This window comes from uncultured Microbacterium sp. (assembly GCF_945952435.1).
GTDB lineage: Bacteria > Actinomycetota > Actinomycetes > Actinomycetales > Microbacteriaceae > Microbacterium.
The window spans coordinates 44141-60619 of record NZ_CAMFHZ010000003.1 but is presented as its reverse complement, the minus strand read 5'-3'; the positions used below and the strand labels follow the sequence as shown (position 1 = coordinate 60619).

General features: G+C 70.4%; 13 protein-coding genes and 4 tRNA genes. 3 read left to right on the top strand and 14 right to left on the bottom strand.

What is annotated here, in order from left to right:
* Positions 1-63: 63 nt before the first annotated feature.
* On the bottom strand, positions 64-672 hold the full coding sequence (pdxT, locus tag Q0P88_RS02090) for a pyridoxal 5'-phosphate synthase glutaminase subunit PdxT (RefSeq protein WP_295010629.1): 609 nt from the start codon (positions 670-672) through the stop codon (positions 64-66).
* Positions 669-1571: a pyridoxal 5'-phosphate synthase lyase subunit PdxS gene (gene pdxS / locus Q0P88_RS02085; RefSeq protein WP_295010628.1), complete on the bottom strand. Its 903-nt coding sequence runs from the start codon at positions 1569-1571 to the stop codon at positions 669-671. The genes pdxT and pdxS overlap by 4 nt, the downstream gene beginning before the upstream one ends.
* 86 nt (positions 1572-1657) lie before the next feature.
* On the opposite strand from pdxS, the gene pdxY reads away from it, so the two are divergent.
* Positions 1658-2512 carry a pyridoxal kinase PdxY gene (gene pdxY, locus Q0P88_RS02080; RefSeq protein ID WP_295010627.1) on the top strand — a complete coding sequence of 285 codons (855 nt, stop codon included), beginning with the start codon at positions 1658-1660 and terminating at the stop codon, positions 2510-2512.
* 146 nt (positions 2513-2658) lie between these two features.
* On the opposite strand, the gene Q0P88_RS02075 is transcribed toward pdxY, so the two are convergent.
* The 3 genes from Q0P88_RS02075 to Q0P88_RS02065 form a co-directional block, all read right to left on the bottom strand.
* Positions 2659-3210, bottom strand: coding sequence for an HIT domain-containing protein (locus tag Q0P88_RS02075; RefSeq protein WP_295010779.1), 552 nt, complete (start codon positions 3208-3210; stop codon positions 2659-2661).
* Positions 3211-3245: 35 nt separating this feature from the next.
* Complete coding sequence (thrS, locus tag Q0P88_RS02070) at positions 3246-5183, bottom strand: threonine--tRNA ligase (protein WP_295010776.1); 1938 nt, start codon at positions 5181-5183, stop codon at positions 3246-3248.
* 262 nt (positions 5184-5445) lie between these two features.
* Entirely contained in the window at positions 5446-6099 is a 654-nt protein-coding gene (locus tag Q0P88_RS02065) for a YdcF family protein (RefSeq protein ID WP_295010626.1), read from the bottom strand.
* Between the two features lie 114 nt (positions 6100-6213).
* Here Q0P88_RS02065 and Q0P88_RS02060 point away from each other — a divergent pair, with 114 nt between their 5' ends.
* A complete protein-coding gene (locus Q0P88_RS02060; RefSeq protein ID WP_295010625.1) occupies positions 6214-7557 on the top strand; it encodes a deoxyribodipyrimidine photo-lyase in 1344 nt (447 codons plus the stop codon).
* A gap of 66 nt (positions 7558-7623) precedes the next feature.
* Here the strand turns inward: Q0P88_RS02060 and Q0P88_RS02055 are convergent, their stop codons facing one another.
* From Q0P88_RS02055 to pta, 7 genes are all read right to left on the bottom strand, one after another.
* The gene (locus Q0P88_RS02055) at positions 7624-9720 is read right to left on the bottom strand and encodes an MMPL family transporter (protein ID WP_295010624.1); all 2097 of its coding nucleotides are present in this window, start codon (positions 9718-9720) and stop codon (positions 7624-7626) included.
* Between the two features lie 183 nt (positions 9721-9903).
* Positions 9904-9975, bottom strand: a tRNA-Val gene (locus Q0P88_RS02050).
* Between the two features lie 30 nt (positions 9976-10005).
* Positions 10006-10076, bottom strand: a tRNA-Cys gene (locus Q0P88_RS02045).
* A gap of 48 nt (positions 10077-10124) precedes the next feature.
* Positions 10125-10200: transfer RNA gene (locus Q0P88_RS02040), tRNA-Gly, on the bottom strand.
* Positions 10201-10373: 173 nt separating this feature from the next.
* A tRNA-Val gene (locus tag Q0P88_RS02035) sits at positions 10374-10449 on the bottom strand.
* Positions 10450-10581: 132 nt separating this feature from the next.
* A complete protein-coding gene (locus Q0P88_RS02030; RefSeq protein WP_295010623.1) occupies positions 10582-11778 on the bottom strand; it encodes an acetate/propionate family kinase in 1197 nt (398 codons plus the stop codon).
* Entirely contained in the window at positions 11775-13913 is a 2139-nt protein-coding gene (gene pta, locus Q0P88_RS02025; protein ID WP_295010622.1) for a phosphate acetyltransferase, read from the bottom strand. The genes Q0P88_RS02030 and pta overlap by 4 nt, the downstream gene beginning before the upstream one ends.
* Positions 13914-13991: 78 nt before the next feature.
* Between pta and Q0P88_RS02020 the strand changes: the two genes are divergently transcribed.
* The gene (locus tag Q0P88_RS02020) at positions 13992-14591 is read left to right on the top strand and encodes a GNAT family N-acetyltransferase (protein ID WP_295010621.1); all 600 of its coding nucleotides are present in this window, start codon (positions 13992-13994) and stop codon (positions 14589-14591) included.
* A gap of 15 nt (positions 14592-14606) precedes the next feature.
* On the opposite strand, the gene Q0P88_RS02015 is transcribed toward Q0P88_RS02020, so the two are convergent.
* Both Q0P88_RS02015 and Q0P88_RS02010 read right to left on the bottom strand, forming a co-directional pair.
* Positions 14607-15173 carry a type II toxin-antitoxin system PemK/MazF family toxin gene (locus Q0P88_RS02015; protein WP_295010620.1) on the bottom strand — a complete coding sequence of 189 codons (567 nt, stop codon included), beginning with the start codon at positions 15171-15173 and terminating at the stop codon, positions 14607-14609.
* A 39-nt stretch (positions 15174-15212) separates the two neighbouring features.
* Positions 15213-16448 (bottom strand): ammonium transporter, encoded by a 1236-nt coding sequence (locus Q0P88_RS02010; RefSeq protein ID WP_295010619.1) that lies wholly within the window; start codon positions 16446-16448, stop codon positions 15213-15215.
* Positions 16449-16479 lie beyond the last annotated feature (31 nt).

Here is a 16479-nt window from a genome sequence, read left to right as displayed (position 1 = left end):
TGCCGGACCGCCGTGAGGCGGTGTTCCGACCGCAACTCCTGCGTTGTGCCCGACGGGGGCGGGTCAGGCGGCGCGTGCGGACCGGCGTGCCTCGACCAGGTGCAGCAGCCGGGCGTGCAGACGCGTCTCGCCGTTCATCTCCGGGTGGAAGCTCGTGCCGAGCAGACTCCCCTGCTCCACCGCGACCACGCCACCGTCGGGAAGGGTCGCGATCGCGGTGGCCCGCGGTCCGACCCGGGTGATCAGCGGTGCACGGATGAAGGTCGCCTCGACCTCGCCCTCGATGCCGGCGATCGTGAGCGTGGTCTCGAACGACTCGACCTGTCCGCCGAACGCGTTGCGCGCCACGGTGACGTCGAGCCCGCCGAAGGTGAGCTGCCCGTCGATCGCGCCCTCGATCTCGTCCGCGAGCAGGATCAGCCCGGCGCACGTCCCGTAGACGGGCAGACCGTCCGCGATGAGCGCACGCAGCGGATCGCGCAGACCGAAGATCCGCGACAGCTTGTCGATCACGCTGGACTCGCCGCCCGGGAGCACCAGGCCGTCGATCCGGTCGAGCTGCTCGGGGCGGCGGACGGGCACCGCCTCCGCCCCGAGCGCGGTGAGGATCGCGGCGTGCTCGCGCACATCGCCCTGCAGCGCGAGCACGCCGATCCGCACGGGGGCTGTCACCAGCCGCGCTCCGCCAGACGGTGCGGCGCGGGAAGGTCTGCCACGTTGATGCCGACCATGGCCTCGCCGAGTCCGCGCGAGACCTGGGCGATCACGGCGGGGTCGTCGTAGGCGGCGGTGGCCTTGACGATCGCCGCCGCGCGAGCCGCGGGATCCCCGGATTTGAAGATGCCGGATCCGACGAAGACGCCGTCGGCGCCCAGCTGCATCATCATCGCGGCATCGGCGGGAGTGGCCACTCCCCCGGCGACGAACATGACGACAGGGAGCGCACCCTTCTCGGCGACCTCGGCGACCAGCTCGTAGGGCGCCTGCAGTTCCTTGGCGGCGACGTACAGCTCGTCCTTGGACAGGGTGGTCAGGCGTGCGATCTCGCCGCGGATGGTGCGGATGTGCTTCATCGCCTCCGAGACGTCACCGGTTCCCGCCTCGCCCTTGGAACGGATCATCGCCGCGCCCTCGGTGATGCGGCGCAGCGCCTCGCCGAGGTTGGTCGCACCGCAGACGAACGGCACGTCGAAGCCCCACTTGTCGATGTGGTTCACGTAGTCGGCGGGCGAGAGCACCTCGGACTCGTCGATGTAGTCGACGCCGAGCTCCTGCAGCACCTGCGCCTCGACGAAGTGACCGATGCGCGCCTTCGCCATGACCGGGATCGACACGGCGGAGATGATCCCGTCGATCATGTCCGGATCGCTCATGCGGGAGACGCCGCCCTGGGCGCGGATGTCCGCCGGGACCCGTTCGAGCGCCATGACCGCCACGGCGCCGGCGTCCTCGGCGACGCGGGCCTGCTCTGGGGTGACGACGTCCATGATGACGCCGCCCTTGAGCATCTCCGCGAGGCCTCGCTTGACCCGTCCGGTGCCGGTGGTCGTTCCAGGGGAAGTTTCTGTCATAGGACAGATCATACGCTGTCTGCTCCGATGCTCTTTCCGCCCGAGACAGTGTGCGGTTCCTCGCGCACCAATGAGAGGATCGAGGAATGCTCACCGTGCTCTCGATCCAGTCCGCCGTCGCCTACGGACACGTCGGCAACTCCGCCGCCGTGTTCCCTCTGCAGCGCATCGGCGTCGAGGTGCTCCCCGTCTACACCGTGAACTTCTCGAACCACACGGGCTACGGCGCGTGGCGCGGGCCGCTCATCGCGCCCGACGACGTGCGCGAGGTCATCACAGGCATCGAGGAGCGCGGCGTGCTCGGCGACGTCGATGTCGTGCTCAGCGGCTATCAGGGCGGCGAGGGCATCGCGGACGTCATCATCGACGCCGTGGCGCGGGTCAAGGCCGCCAACCCCGCGGCGGTGTACTCCTGCGACCCGGTCATGGGCAATGCCAAGTCGGGGTGCTTCGTCGCCCCCGCGATCCCCGAGCTGCTGCGCGACCGCGTCGTTCCCGTCGCCGACATCATCACGCCGAACCAGTTCGAGCTCGGCTACCTCACGAACACGGAGCCCGACACCCTGGAGTCGACCCTCGCCTCGGTCGACGCCGCGCGCGCGATGGGTCCGCGCACCGTCCTCGTCACGAGCGTGGAGCGACCGGATCGCGCCGAGGGCACGATCGAGATGCTCGCCGTGGACGACGAGGGCGCGTGGCTGGTGGCGACGCCCCACCTTCCGATGAAGGCGAACGGATCCGGCGACGTGACCGCCGCGCTGTTCACGGCGCACTACGTGGAGACGGGCGATGCCAAGCTGGCGCTCGAGCGCACGGTGTCCAGCGTGTACGAGCTCCTCCGTCTCACCCTGGAGTCGGGCGCGCGCGAACTGCAGCTCGTGCCGGCGCAGGAGTTCTACGCCAACCCGCCGCAGCAGTTCGAAGCACGCCAGGTGCGCTGAGACGGCGCGGCCGTCTCGCGGCGTTTCGTCTCGCTCCGGCTGCGCCGGGGCTCGCTCAACGACCCCTAAGGGGTGCTGCCCGGCGGGACTCGCTCAACGACCGCCAGGGGGTGCCGCCCGGCTGGGCTCGCTCGACGCCCCGGGAGTCAGTCCTGCGGCCACGCGGCCGCGAGGGTGTTGCGCACGTCTCCCAGGAGCTGCGGGAGCGCCTTGGTCTTCGCGATGATCGGGAAGAAGTTCGCATCGCTCGTCCACCGCGGGACCACGTGCTGATGCAGGTGCGCATCGACGCCGGCGCCCGCGACCGCGCCCTGGTTCATCCCGATGTTGAAGCCGTCGCAGTGCGATGTCGCGCGCAGGACGCGCATGGCCGTCTGCGTGAGGGCGCCGATCTCGGCGACCTCCTCCGGCGTCGCCTGGTCGTACGTGGCGATGTGGCGGTAGGGGCAGACGAGCAGGTGGCCGGAGTTGTAGGGGAAGAGGTTCAGCAGCACATAGGACGTCCGGCCGCGCGCGACGATCAGGCGCTCCTCGTCCGGATGCTTCGGCGCCTCGCAGAACGGGCACTGCTCGCGCAGCGGCTCGGGGCCGGCCTCGATGTAGGTCATCCGATGCGGCACCCAGAGCCGCTGGAACTCGTCGGGGACGCCGGCGAGATGCGCGGCGTCCTCCAGCCTCGCGAACGGATCCGCGGGCACGTCGCCGGCGACCGCGGATCCTTCCGACGCGTCCGTCACGCGAGGTCCTCGGCGGTCATCACCCGCGTGTGCGCGGCGACGGCGCCCTGGATGCGGGCGAGGGCGTCGGCGATCGGGACGCCGTTCTCCTGGGTGCCGTCGCGGAACCGGAACGAGACGGTTCCCGCCTCGCGGTCCTGGGCGCCGGCGATGAGGATCAGCGGCACCTTCGCGGTCGTGTGGTTGCGGATCTTCTTCTGCATCCGGTCGTCGGAGTGGTCGAGCTCGGCACGGATCCCGGCCGCGCGAAGCCGACCGATGACGTCGTCGAGGTAGGGCGCGAACTCGTCGGCGACGGGCACGCCCACGACCTGGGCCGGGGCGAGCCAGAGCGGGAAGTCGCCGGCGTAGTGCTCCAGCAGGATCGCGAAGAAGCGCTCCACGGAGCCCAGCAGAGCACGGTGGATCATCACGGGGCGGTGCTTGAGACCGTCCGGTCCCGTGTACTCCAGCTCGAACCGCTCCGGCTGGTTGAAGTCGAGCTGGATCGTCGACATCTGCCAGGTGCGGCCGATCGCGTCGCGCGCCTGCACCGAGATCTTGGGACCGTAGAACGCCGCGCCTCCGGGATCCGCCACGAGCTCGAGCCCCGAGGCGAGCGCCACCTCGCGGAGCGTGTCGATCGCCTCGGTCCACTGCTCCGGCTCGCCCAGGAACTTCGGGTTGCCCTCCTCGTTGGTCGAGAGCTCGAGGTAGAAGTCGTTCAGCCCGTAGTCGCGCAGGAGCTTCAGCACGAACTCCAGGTTCGTGGTGAGCTCCTCCTTGACCTGATCCTGCGCGACGTAGATGTGCGCGTCGTCCTGGGTGAGACCGCGCACCCGGGTGAGGCCGGAGAGGGTGCCGCTCTTCTCGTAGCGGTAGACGGTACCGAACTCCGCCAGGCGCAGCGGAAGCTCCCGGTAGGAGCGCCCGCGGGCGCGGAAGATGAGGTTGTGGAACGGGCAGTTCATCGGCTTCAGGTAGTAGTCCTGACCCTGCCTGGTGATGTTGCCCTCGCCGTCCACGACCTCGTCCAGGTGCATCGGGGGGAACATGCCGTCGGCGTAGGTCTGCAGGTGCCCCGAGGTCTGGAACAGGTCCTTCTTGGTGATGTGCGGCGTGTTCACGAGCTCGTAGCCGTTGGCGAGAAGCTGGCGGCGCAGGTTCTGCTCGATCTCGTAGCGGATGATCCCGCCCTTGGGGTGGAACACCGCGAGGCCGGATCCGATCTCGTCCGGGAACGAGAAGAGATCCATCTCCGCCCCGAGGCGGCGATGGTCGCGACGCTCGGCCTCCGCCAGGCGCTCCTGGTACGCCCGCAGCTCGTCCTTGGTGGGCCACGCGGTGCCGTAGATGCGCTGCAGCTGCGGGTTCTTCTCGCTGCCTCGCCAGTACGCGGCGGCGACACGGGTGAGATCCCAGCCGTTGCCGATCAGGCGCGTGTTCGGCAGGTGCGGACCGCGGCAGAGATCCTTCCAGACGACCTCCCCGTCCTTCGACACGTTGTCGTAGATGGTGAGCTCGCCCTCGCCCACCTCGACGGAGGCTCCCTCGGCGACCTCCGCGCCGGATGCGGACGGGCTCTTCAACCCGATCAGCTCGAGCTTGAAGGGCTCGCGGTGCAGCTCGGCCCGCGCCTCCTCGTCGGTCACGACGCGACGCACGAACCGCTGCCCCTCGCGCTGGATGCGCTGCATCTCCTTGGAGATCGCCTTGAGGTCCTCGGGCGTGAACGGAGTGTCCACTCCGAAGTCGTAGTAGAAGCCGTCGGTGATCGGCGGCCCGATGCCGAGGGTGGACTGCGGCTTGATGCGCTGCACGGCCTGGGCGAGCACGTGCGCGGCCGAGTGACGCAGGATCGCGAGCCCGAGCGGGCTGTCGATCCGGATCGGCTCCACGACGTCGTCCTCGTGGACGAGCGTGGCGAGATCCTTCTGCTCGCCGTTCACCAGCATCGCGATCACGGAACGATCGCTGTAGGGCCCGTCGGCCCCGTACAGCGCGAAGCCGTCACAGGGATAGACGAGCGCGGCCGATGCAGGCGCGGCGGATTCGGACACGGGGTTCTCTGACAAGGGAGTTCTCCTGTTAAGCGATGGTCTCGGCACTCAGCTTCGGGCGCGATCGCGCCCTGCCCGCTCAGGCCTTGAGCGTTCGCGTGCCGGCGACCACGACCGAGGTCGTGCGGGTCTGCCGGGCGAAGTCCATAGGTGAATCCTACGCCGCGCGCTCGGCGCCGCGGTTCAGGACCGCGCGGCGATGGCGCAGACCGCTGAGAGCCGCACGCCCGCGGCGCCACGGGCGCCAGCGTTCGAGCCGTGCCATGGCCGCCGCGACCGCCTTGATCACCGGGATCTCGCCGAAGCGGTACTCCTCACCGCGCACGAGCCGCTCCGCGAGATCCGGGCGACGTGCGCGCAGCAGGGCTCGTGCACGCTCCGCATGCAGCGAGTTGGAGACGACCGCGATCTGCGACGCGCGCTCCAGGAGCGGGATCGAGTTCTCGATGTTCTCCGGCGTGGATCGGCTCGACGTCTCGACCAGGATCCGGCCGCGGAAGCCCCGTTCCTCGATCGCGTCGGCGAGGATCCGCGCCTCCGCTCTGGTCCCCTGCACGGACCCGCCGGAGGCGATCACGACGTCGTCCGGTCCGGTCGCGGTGCGTACGGCGGCACGGGCCCGGTAACGGTTGACCGCGTTCGCACGCTCGCCCCTGTTGCCGTACCCGAGCACGAGCACGACGAGCGGCGCGCCGGGTGACGCCGGGCGGAGCCCCCGACGGCTGGCCCGCGCCGAGACGATCTCGCCCCAGATCAGGAAGCTCACGACGCCTGCGGCCGCGCAGATCCCGATCGTCGCGCCTCGCCGCATGCGTTCAGACTACTCAGCCAGACGGGCTCGAGAGGCCGCCGGCCGCGCTACCACGCCCGGAGCCATCGGCGCCACGGGCTGTGCCCGCGCCCGCCGTGGCCCGACAATGCCTGCATGGGCTCTGCATCCCTCGTCTGGTTCCGCGACGACCTCCGGCTCGCCGACAACCCCGCTCTGCGCGCGGCTGTGGATCGCGGCGAGCCCATCGTCCTCCTCTACGTACTGGACGAGGAATCGCCCGGCGTGCGTCCCCTGGGTGGGGCCGCGCGCTGGTGGCTGCACCACTCCCTCACCGAACTCGGTCAGCGGATCCGAGAGCACGGCGCCACGCTCATGTTGAGACGAGGGCCCGCCGAGAGGGTGGTCCCCGAGGTGGTCGCCCAGTCCGGCGTCGATGCGGTCTTCTGGAACCGACGCTACGGCGGCCCCGAGCGGCGGATCGACGCGGCGCTCAAGGAGTCGCTCCGCCACGATGGTCTCGAGGCGGTCTCCTTCGCCGCCTCGCTGCTGCACGAACCGTGGACCGTGCAGACCGGTGCCGGCACGCACTTCTCGGTCTTCACCCCGTTCTGGCGGGCGTGTCTCGCCTTGCCCGCTCCTCGCCGGCCGCTGCCCGAGCCGCGGGAGATCGCCGGGGCCGCGCGCACCCCGGCATCCGACACGCTCGCGGACTGGGCGCTCCTGCCCGCGAAGCCCGACTGGGCCGCGGGGCTGCGGGAAGCCTGGGAGCCGGGCGAGCTGTCGGCACGGCGTCGTCTGCGCACCTTCCTCGACGAGGATCTGACCGCCTACGACCGCGCCAGGGACGAACCGTCGGCCGGCGCGACCTCTCTGCTCTCCCCCGCGTTGCGCTGGGGGGAGATCAGCCCGTTCACCGTGTGGCACGACGCGGTGGGCGCAGACGGGTCGGGACGCTTCCTGTCGGAACTGGGCTGGCGCGAATTCGCCTGGCACACGCTCTACCACTTCCCGCACCTCGCGACCAAGAACCTCCGATCCGAGTTCGACGCCTTCCCCTGGCCGCGCCTCAGACCGTCCCATCTGCGGGCGTGGCAGCACGGCGACACCGGCATCCCCCTCGTCGATGCAGGGATGCGCGAGCTCTGGGCCACCGGCTACATGCACAATCGTGTGCGGATGGTCGCGGCCTCATTCCTCATCAAGAACCTGCTCATCGACTGGCGTCACGGCGAGGAGTGGTTCTGGGACACGCTCGTGGACGCGGACGAGGCGAGCAATCCGTTCAACTGGCAGTGGGTCGCCGGATCCGGCGCGGACGCCGCCCCCTACTTCCGGATCTTCAATCCCGAACTGCAGGCGAAGAAGTTCGATCCCGACGGGCTGTACGTCTCGCACTGGGCGGCGGACGCGCCCGACGAGCCTCTCGTCGACCTCGCCGACACCCGCAGAGCCGCGCTCGCCGCGTACGAAGACGTCAAGCGCGCGGCGCGCTCCTGACTCCCGCGCGGTCACGATGCCCGGCGATCGAGATCGCACGGCGGCTCCGTGACCGCGCGGGACGGATCAGGCGCGAACCTCGCTCGGCGCCACGGTCCGGACTTCATCCGACCCGGCCCTGCGCAGCTGTGCCGGCCACCAGACCCGGTCGCCCAGCAGCGCGAAGATCGCAGGGACGATCACGGTCCGCACGACGAGGGTGTCCACGACCACGCCGACCCCCACGATCAGGCCCAGCTGTCCGAGCGTGACGAGCGGCAGAACGCCGAGTGCGGCGAACACGCCTGCCAGGACGATCCCTGCACTGGTGATCACCCCACCCGTGTGCGCGACCGCCTCGACGATCCCCTGGCGCGTCCCGTGGTCCGCGGACTCGGCGCGGGCGCGGTGCGCGAGGAAGATCGTGTAGTCGATCCCCAGCGCCACGAGGAACAGGAACGCGAGGAGCGGCACGGGGAGGTCGAGAGCGTGCTGTCCGAGAAGGACCCTGCTCAACCAGGCCCCGGCGCCGATCGCGGCGACCGCACTGGCGAGGTTGACGGCGATCAGCACGACGGGGGCGACGAGTGAGCGGAGCAGGATGAGGAGCACGAGGAAACTGACCGCGAGCACCACCGGGGCGATGAGCCAGAGATCGTGCTGAGCGCCCGCGCGGGCGTCGACATCGGTCGCGACAGCGCCCCCGACGAGGGCATCGGCGCCGGGAACCGCATGCACGGCTTCGCGCAACGCGCTGATCTGCGAGAGGCTCCGCGGAGAGCTGGGGGCGTAGGCGCTCGTCACGACGACCTTGGTCAGGGCGCCGTCGTCCGTGGTGCCTGCCGCGGTTGCCCGGACCACCCCCTCTGTGTTCTCGGCCGCGGCCGTGACCGCATCGGCGTGGGCGCTCTTCGTGACGACGAGGATCGGCTGTGCCTCACCGGGCGGGAAGTGCGCGGAGAGGACCTCGAGGCCCGCCGCAGATTCCGTCGGGACGCGGAACTTCCCGAGCTGATCGAGTCCGATGCTCGTGCCGAGCAGACCGGACGCCATGACGGCGAGCAGCACGCCCCCGGCGACGAGCGCCCTGACGGGACGCCGCGTCACGCCGGATGCGACCCTGCGCCAGACGGTGCCCTGCCGCCTCGGCGCACCGGGGCGCGGCACGAACGGCCAGAACACGCCCCGCCCGCAGACGGCGAGCAGCGGCGGGAGCAGGAGCAGGACGGCCGCGAGGGCGATGAGCAGGCCGATCGCCGAGGAGATGCCGAGACCCCGCGTTCCCGGGATCACCGCGAGCACCAGCGTGAGCAGGGCGAGCACGACCGTCACGTTCGAGGCGAGGATCGCCGGCGCGGTCCTGCGCCACGCGACGGAGAGCGCGATCCGGTGATCGGCGCGGTCGTGCAGCTCCTCGCGGTAGCGCGAGATCAGCAGAAGGGCGTAGTTCGTGCCCGCCCCGAAGACGAGGACGCTGATGATGCCCGCGTCGAACTGCAGACCCCATGCCGCGCCCGCCGCCGCGGTCACTCGTCCGGCGAGGCCGTCCGCCAGCGCCACGACCACGAGCGGCAGGATCCACAGCAGCGGCGAGCGGTAGGTGAGGATGAGCAGCACGGCGACGATCAGGATCGTGACCAGCAGGAGCGTGAGGTCCGCCCCGTCGAACGCCGCGGCGATGTCCGCGCCGAAGGCGGGACCCCCCGTCACCTGCAGGGTCAGGTCCCGCGGGGCGTGCTCCCGCACCGCGGTGCGCAGCGTGTCGACGGCCTTGGCGGACTCGGCGGTCGTCGTACCGGCGTCGACGGGCACGACGAGGACCGCGGCCCTTCCGTCCTCGCTCACCATCGGCCTGCCCGGGTCGGCGGCACCGCCCCTGCTCAGCGCCGCACGCAGGGACGCCAGCTCCTCCCGCTGCGCCGCCGTAAGAGCCGCCCCATCGGCGCGGGACGCGACGATGAGCACGGACGGACGGTCCGCATCCGGGAAGCGATCCAGCAGCGCGCTGACGCGCGTGGATTCCGCGTCTGCGGGCGCCTGTTCGTTCTTGGCGGGAGCCTTCGCCGAGCCGAACGCGCCGAACATCGCGATCATGATCAGCAGCACGATCCCGAGGGAGATCCAGGCACCGCCCCGCGAGGTCAATCGTTGGGACAAGGGTCTGTGCACGCGCGGAGATCTCATGCGTCCCAGTCCATCGAGCGGCGCCCGAACCCGGATCGCCCATTGGATGGAACGCGGGCTCCACCCTTCGATGGAGGCGGTGCCTGCGACCGGGGTGATCGGTGTCCGCGGCGCGTCCCGACCGACGACGCGTCGACCAGTCCGCAAACGACAAAACCCCCGGCGAACCGGGGGTTTCTGTTGTGCGCGATACTGGGATCGAACCAGTGACCTCTTCCGTGTCAGGGAAGCGCGCTACCGCTGCGCCAATCGCGCCTGTTCAGGCTATTCAGTTGGAGAGAAGCGAGGTGGCGACGGGATTCGAACCCGTGTAAACGGCTTTGCAGGCCGGTGCCTAGCCTCTCGGCCACACCACCATGTGGATTCGAACCCACATGCCGAAGCCCCCGGAGGGGCTCCTGCACTGGAGCGGATGACGAGACTCGAACTCGCGACCCCAACCTTGGCAAGGTTGTGCGCTACCAACTGCGCTACATCCGCGTTGTGTGCTTCCCGGTGTCCCGGGCACTTGAAATACATTAGCCGAGGTTCGGCCCTTCGCCAAACCGGCGCCCGTTCTCGGGCGTGTCCTTGGCCGCGGCGTCCACGCGGGTTCGCGGACGCGCCGAGACGACGACGAAGCCCGGTCAGGATGACCTGACCGGGCTTCTCGATGGTGGGCGATGCCGGACTCGAACCGACGACCTCTTCCGTGTGAAGGAAGCGCGCTACCAACTGCGCCAATCGCCCCTCTTCAGTTTTCGCGCCCTGAGGCACAGGTAAAGAGCATACCGGATGACCGAGGGACGAACCGACAGCGCACGTCCGCCGGGCGTGGCGACGTGCACGCCGCCCACCGTGACACGGCCCGCGATGCGCGCGTCATCTTGTAGAGATGGTCTCGACCGTCTGCCGGGCGATCTCACGCTCTTCGTCGGTCGGCACGACGAGCACCGTGACGCGCGACGCATCCGAGGAGATGCGTCGGATGCCCCGTTCGGGCGACTCGTTGCGGACAGGATCGACCTCCACTCCCGCGAACCCGAGCGTCGCGAGCGCCTCACGGCGCACGAGGGCGTTGTTCTCCCCCACCCCCGCGGTGAACGAGATCACGTCGACGCCGCCGAGCTGGGCCAGGTAGGCGCCGGCGTAGGCCCGCAGCCGATGGATGTAGACGTCGAAGGCCAGCTGCGCCGCCTCGTCTCCCGCGGCCGCGCGCGCGAGCACGTCGCGCATGTCCGAGAGGCCCGAGAGACCACGCAGACCGCTGCGCGCATTGAGCAGCTCGTCCAGATCGGCGATCGTCATCTCGGCGCGCCGCGCCAGCGTGAACAGGACGGCAGGGTCGATGTCCCCCGACCGTGTCCCCATGACCAGGCCTTCGAGGGGTGTCATGCCCATCGACGTGTCGATCGAACGACCGCCGCGGATCGCGGTCACGGAGGCGCCGTTGCCGAGGTGGAAGACGATCTGGCGGAGGTCGGGGCGTTCGCCGCCCAGGAACGCCGCCGCCTGCTCGGACACGTACTTGTGCGACGTGCCGTGGAATCCATAGCGGCGGATCCGATGCGCCTCCGCGAGCTCGCGGTCGATCGCGTAGGTGTACGCCGCCGGTTCGAGCGTCTGGTGGAACGCCGTGTCGAACACCGCAACGTGCGGCACGTCCGGGAATGCGGCCCTCGCCGCCCTGATGCCCTGGAGGGCACCGGGGTTGTGCAACGGAGCGAGCGCCGACAGTTCGTCGATGTCGTTCTCGACGCGCGGCGTGATGACGGTGGGCGCGAAGAACCGGGCGCCGCCGTGGACGACGCGGTGGCCGAGCGCCACGGGCGGGCCGTCCTCCAGCGACGGCCCGTGTTCGGCGAACGCATCCAGCATCACCCGGAACCCCGCGGTGTGATCCGGGATGGGGAGGATCCGCTCGGCCGTCGTGCCGTCCGCGCCCGTGTGCGTCGCGCGCCCCTCCGGCTGCCCGATGCGCTCGACCAGTCCCGACGCGAGAGCGTTCCCGCTGTCGACGTCGACGAGCTGGTACTTGAACGACGACGAGCCGCTGTTGATGACGAGAACGGTGCTCACGCGCGCTCCTCCTGCGCCTGGATCGCCGTGATCGCGATCGTGTTGACGATGTCCTCGACCAGGGCTCCCCGGGACAGGTCGTTGATCGGCTTGTTGAGACCCTGCAGGACCGGTCCCATCGCGACCGCTCCCGCCGAACGCTGCACGGCCTTGTACGTGTTGTTGCCCGTGTTGAGGTCGGGGAAGACGAACACCGTCGCGCGGCCCGCCACGCTCGAACCGGGGAGTTTCGCGCGTGCGACGGCGGCGTCCGCCGCCGCGTCGTACTGGATCGGCCCTTCGACGGGGAGTTCGGGCGCCCTCTCGCGCACCAGCTCCGTCGCGCGACGCACCTTATCGACGTCGGCACCCGTACCGGAGTCGCCCGTCGAGTACGAGAGCATCGCGACCCGCGGTTCGATCCCGAAGGCCGACGCCGTCGCGGCGGAGGAGATCGCGATGTCCGCGAGCTGCTCGCTCGTCGGATCCGGGATCACGGCGCAGTCGCCGTAGACGAGCACGCGGTCGGCGAGGGACATCAGGAACACGGACGAGACGACGGACACGCCTGGCCGCGTCTTGATGATCTCGAAGGCGGGTCGGATCGTGTGCGCGGTCGTGTGGGCGGCGCCGGACACCATGCCGTCGGCGAGGCCGAGGTGCACCATGAGCGTGCCGAAGTACGAGACGTCCGTGACCGTGTCCGCGGCCTGCGCGAGGGTGACGCCCTTGTGCGCACGCAGTCGCGCGTACTCCGCGGCGAAGCGCTTCACCAGCGTCGGATCGGTCGGCGAGACGAGGCGCGCCGCCGTGAGGTCGACCCCGAGTTCTTGTGCCCGGGAGCGGATCGCCGCCGGATCGCCCAGGATCACCAGATCCGCGATCCCGCGTTGCAGGACGGTCCCCGCCGCGCGCAGCACACGGTCGTCGCTCCCCTCGGGAAGGACGATCGTGCGCCGTTCGGTGCGCGCACGATCGAAGAGCTCGTACTGGAACATGAGCGGGGTGACCACGTCCGAGTGCGCGACGCCGAGCAGCTCGATGAGACGAGGCACGTCCACGTGCTGCTCGAACAGCGCCAAGGCGCGATCCACGCGGTGCGGTGCGTCGACGGAGAGCCGCCCCGGCGCGTTCATCACGCGCACCGTCGTGTCGTAGGTGCCGTGATCGGTCGCGATGATCGGGACGGTCGGACCGAGGCCGTCGAGCAGCCGCTCGATCTGCTCCGGCAGCGCGAACGGCCCGTTCAGCACGATGGCCGCGATCGAGGGGAACGTTCCGGATGCCTGCGCCAGCAGCGTCGCGAGCAGCACGTCCTCGCGGTCGGCGGGGATGACGACGACGGACGACTCGAGCAGCCGCGGGAGCACGTTGACCATCGACATGCCGGCGATGACGACGTCGAGCACCTCCCGGTCGAGCAGCGCCGTGTCCCCGCGCACCATCCGTCCGTCCAGGGCCTGGAGCACACCGCGCACGGACGGCGCGACGAGCGTGCGCTCCTCGGGGATGGCCCAGACGGGCACCGTGGCCGCGGCCCCGATCGGATCGAGCTCGGAGAGCTCGGTGCTCACCCGGTCGACGATCGCATCGACGGCGGACGGATCCGCCCGGTTGACCACCACCGCGGCGAGAGCTGCACGCTCCTGCGCCAGCTCGGAGACGCCGAGGCGCGCGATCTGGGCGAGCTGCGCCGGGGTGCGGGCTTCGGTGATGCCGAGCTGATCGCCGTGCCCCAGGTGCTCGCGTCCGTTGAGCACGAGCAGCACGGGCGCGCCGAGGTTCGCGGCGATCCGTGCGTTCACGCCGAGTTCCGCGGGGCCCGCGACGTCGGTGTAGTCGCTTCCGAGGATCACGACGGCATCGCACTGCGCCTCGACCGCGCGATAGCGCTCCAGGATCCGGCCGAGAGCCTGCTCCTGGTCGGCGCGCAACGCGTCGTACCCCACGCCGATGCACTCCGCGAGATCGAGGCCGACGTCGGTGCGGGCGAGGAGCATCTCGAGCACGTCGTCCGTACCGTCGTCGTTGCGGGAGACGGGGCGGAACACCCCGACCCGCGCGGTCGCCCTGCTCAGCGCATCGATCACGCCCAGCGCGATCAGCGACTTGCCGGAATGTCCTTCGACCGAGGTGATGAGGATGCTCTTCGCCACGCGGCCCAGCCTACGCGGAGGCCGTGGCGGCGGGTTCGGACGGCGCTCCGCTCCGCCCCACGTCGATACGCTGAGGGCATGGATCCCCTCTCCCGCGTCGACTGGCCCCTGCGCACGTCCCGGCTGAGCGTGCGCCGTGCGACGCCGGAGGACGCCGAGCCGTCCTGGGCGTGGCGCCGTCTGCCCGAGGTCTCGGAATGGGTCACCCGGGCGCCCTCGGATCTGGAGACGTTCCGCGCGCAGTTCGACGACCCCGCCCGGCTCGCGATCCAGCTCGTGATCGAGCTTCGCGATCCGGAGGCTCCGGACGACGCGGGGCGGCTCGTGGGAGACGTCATGCTGCGGGTCGAGGACGGCTGGGCTCAGGCCGAGGTCCTCGACGCCGCGCGCGGCACCCAGGCGGAGCTCGGCTGGACCCTGGACCCGGCGTTCCAGGGTCGCGGCTACGCCACCGAGGCGCTGCGCGCGGTCATCGCGGCCTGCTTCGGTCCGATCGGCCTGCGCCGTGTGCACGCCGGCTGCTTCGCGGACAACGAGCCGTCCTGGCGGATGATGGAGCGACTCGGCATGCGTCGCGAGGAGCACAGCCGCGGCACGGCCCTGCACCGCCGCGGGACCTGGCACGACGGCATGAACTACGGGCTGCTCGCCGAGGAGTGGGACGCCCTTCCGGCCTGACGTCGCGACGAGAGCTCAGGGCGCGCTCCATCCGAACCGCTTCTGCAGCACGCCCGCGACCCGCTCGAACCTCGCGCGGTCCAGCGCGGCAGCCTCGCGGCGGACACCGCCGGCATGCACGCTGTAGAGCTGGTCGACGTCGACCCAGCTCTCCCTCCCTTGCGCGTCCCACGGCCCCGATCCCAGGGAGAGGAAGTCGCGGTCGCCGTCGTGCGAGACGCTCGTGAGCTTGACCGCGTAGAACCGGTCCGGGGTCTGCCGCGCGATCACCAGCACCGGCCTGTCCTTGCCGCGCCCATCGCGCTCGGCGTAGGGCACCCAGGTCCAGACCACCTCGCCCGCGTCCGGTTGCCCGTCGCGTTGCGGCGCATAGGCCAGCCGCAGCGTCCGCACCGTGCGCGGATCCACCTCGATCGTGGCGGTTCCGCCGTCGCTGCCCGGCGAGTCGACCGCGGTCGGGACCGCGACGCGGGAACCGGCGCCGGAACGGTTGCGCGCTCCTCTGCGGCCGACCACGACGCCGAACGCGGCCAGGACGACCACGACGAGCGCGGACAGGATGCCGGTGAGGTCTGTGGACACACCGACACCCTATCCGCGCGATCCGTCCCCGCGTGGGACTCAGGAGGTGAGCGCGTAGCCCTCCTCGCCGTGCTCCACGAGGTCGACCCCGGCGATCTCGTCCTCGTTGGTGACGCGGAATCCGATGGTCTTCTCGATCGCGAACCCGATGATCAGCGCGACGAGGAACGAGTAGACGAGCACGCCGCCCGAGGCGAGGATCTGCACGACGAGCAGCCGCACGTCGCCGCCCGTGAACAGCCCCTGGCCCGTGGCGAAGAAGCCGAGGTAGATCGTGCCGAGGAAGCCGCCCACCAGATGCAGCCCGACGACGTCGAGCGAGTCGTCGTAGCCGAGGCGGAACTTGAGCTCCACGGCGAGGGCGCACACCGCGCCGGTGATCGCGCCGAGCAGCAACGACCAGCCCGGTGTGAGGTTCGCACAGGCCGGGGTGATCGCGACGAGGCCGGCGACCGCCCCGGAGGCCGCGCCGATCGACGTCGCCTTGCCCCCGCGGATCCGCTCGACGAGGATCCAGCCGAGGATGCCCGCCGCCGCCGCGCCGAACGTGTTGATGATGATGAGGCCGACCCCGTCCATGCCCTTCGTGGTCCACTGCGCGCCCGCGTTGAAGCCGAACCAGCCGAACCACAGCAGCGAGGCGCCCAGCAGGGTGAGCGGCACGTTGTGCGGCTTCTGGATGCCCTTCTGGAAGCCGATCCGCTTGCCCAGGACGATGGCCAGCGCGAACGCCGCCGCCCCGGCATTGATGTGCACGGCCGTTCCGCCCGCGTAGTCGATGAACTCGATCCCGCTGTCCTGTCCGAACAGCGTCGCGCCGAGGTGCATGATCCACCCGCCGCCCCACACCCAGGCCGCGATCGGGAAGTAGCCGACGGTCGCGAAGACGCCGACGAAGATGAGCCAGGGGCCGAACTTGGCCCGATCCGCGATCGCGCCGGAGATGAGGGCGACCGTGATGACCGCGAACGTCGCGCCGTAGCCGACCGTGAGCAGCGCCACGTTCGCGCCCTTGCCGCTCGCCATCGACGCCAGGCCGAAGTCGGCGAACGGATCGCCGGCGAACTGCCCGGGAGCGGAGACGGTGGCCATCGACGAGCCGTAGAGGATCCAGAGGACGGCGACGAGCCCGATCGCGCCGAAGCTCATCATCATCATGCTGATGACGCTCTTCGCCTTGACGAGCCCTCCGTAGAAGAAGGCGACGCCCGGGGTCATCAGCAGCACCAGTGCCGTCGCCGTGACTCCCCAGGAGATGTTGCCCGTTGCGTCCATGTTTCCTCGCCTCCGCTGATCGCGTTGTGCG

Coding starts and splice junctions, on each gene's coding strand:
- pdxS (WP_295010628.1), bottom strand. CDS start 1,571: ATGACAGAAACTTCCCCTGGAACGACCACCGGCACCGGACGGGTCAAG.
- pdxY (WP_295010627.1), top strand. CDS start 1,658: ATGCTCACCGTGCTCTCGATCCAGTCCGCCGTCGCCTACGGACACGTC.
- thrS (WP_295010776.1), bottom strand. CDS start 5,183: ATGCTGGTGAACGGCGAGCAGAAGGATCTCGCCACGCTCGTCCACGAG.
- Q0P88_RS02065 (WP_295010626.1), bottom strand. CDS start 6,099: ATGCGGCGAGGCGCGACGATCGGGATCTGCGCGGCCGCAGGCGTCGTG.
- Q0P88_RS02060 (WP_295010625.1), top strand. CDS start 6,214: ATGGGCTCTGCATCCCTCGTCTGGTTCCGCGACGACCTCCGGCTCGCC.
- Q0P88_RS02055 (WP_295010624.1), bottom strand. CDS start 9,720: ATGAGATCTCCGCGCGTGCACAGACCCTTGTCCCAACGATTGACCTCG.
- Q0P88_RS02020 (WP_295010621.1), top strand. CDS start 13,992: ATGGATCCCCTCTCCCGCGTCGACTGGCCCCTGCGCACGTCCCGGCTG.
- Q0P88_RS02010 (WP_295010619.1), bottom strand. CDS start 16,448: ATGGACGCAACGGGCAACATCTCCTGGGGAGTCACGGCGACGGCACTG.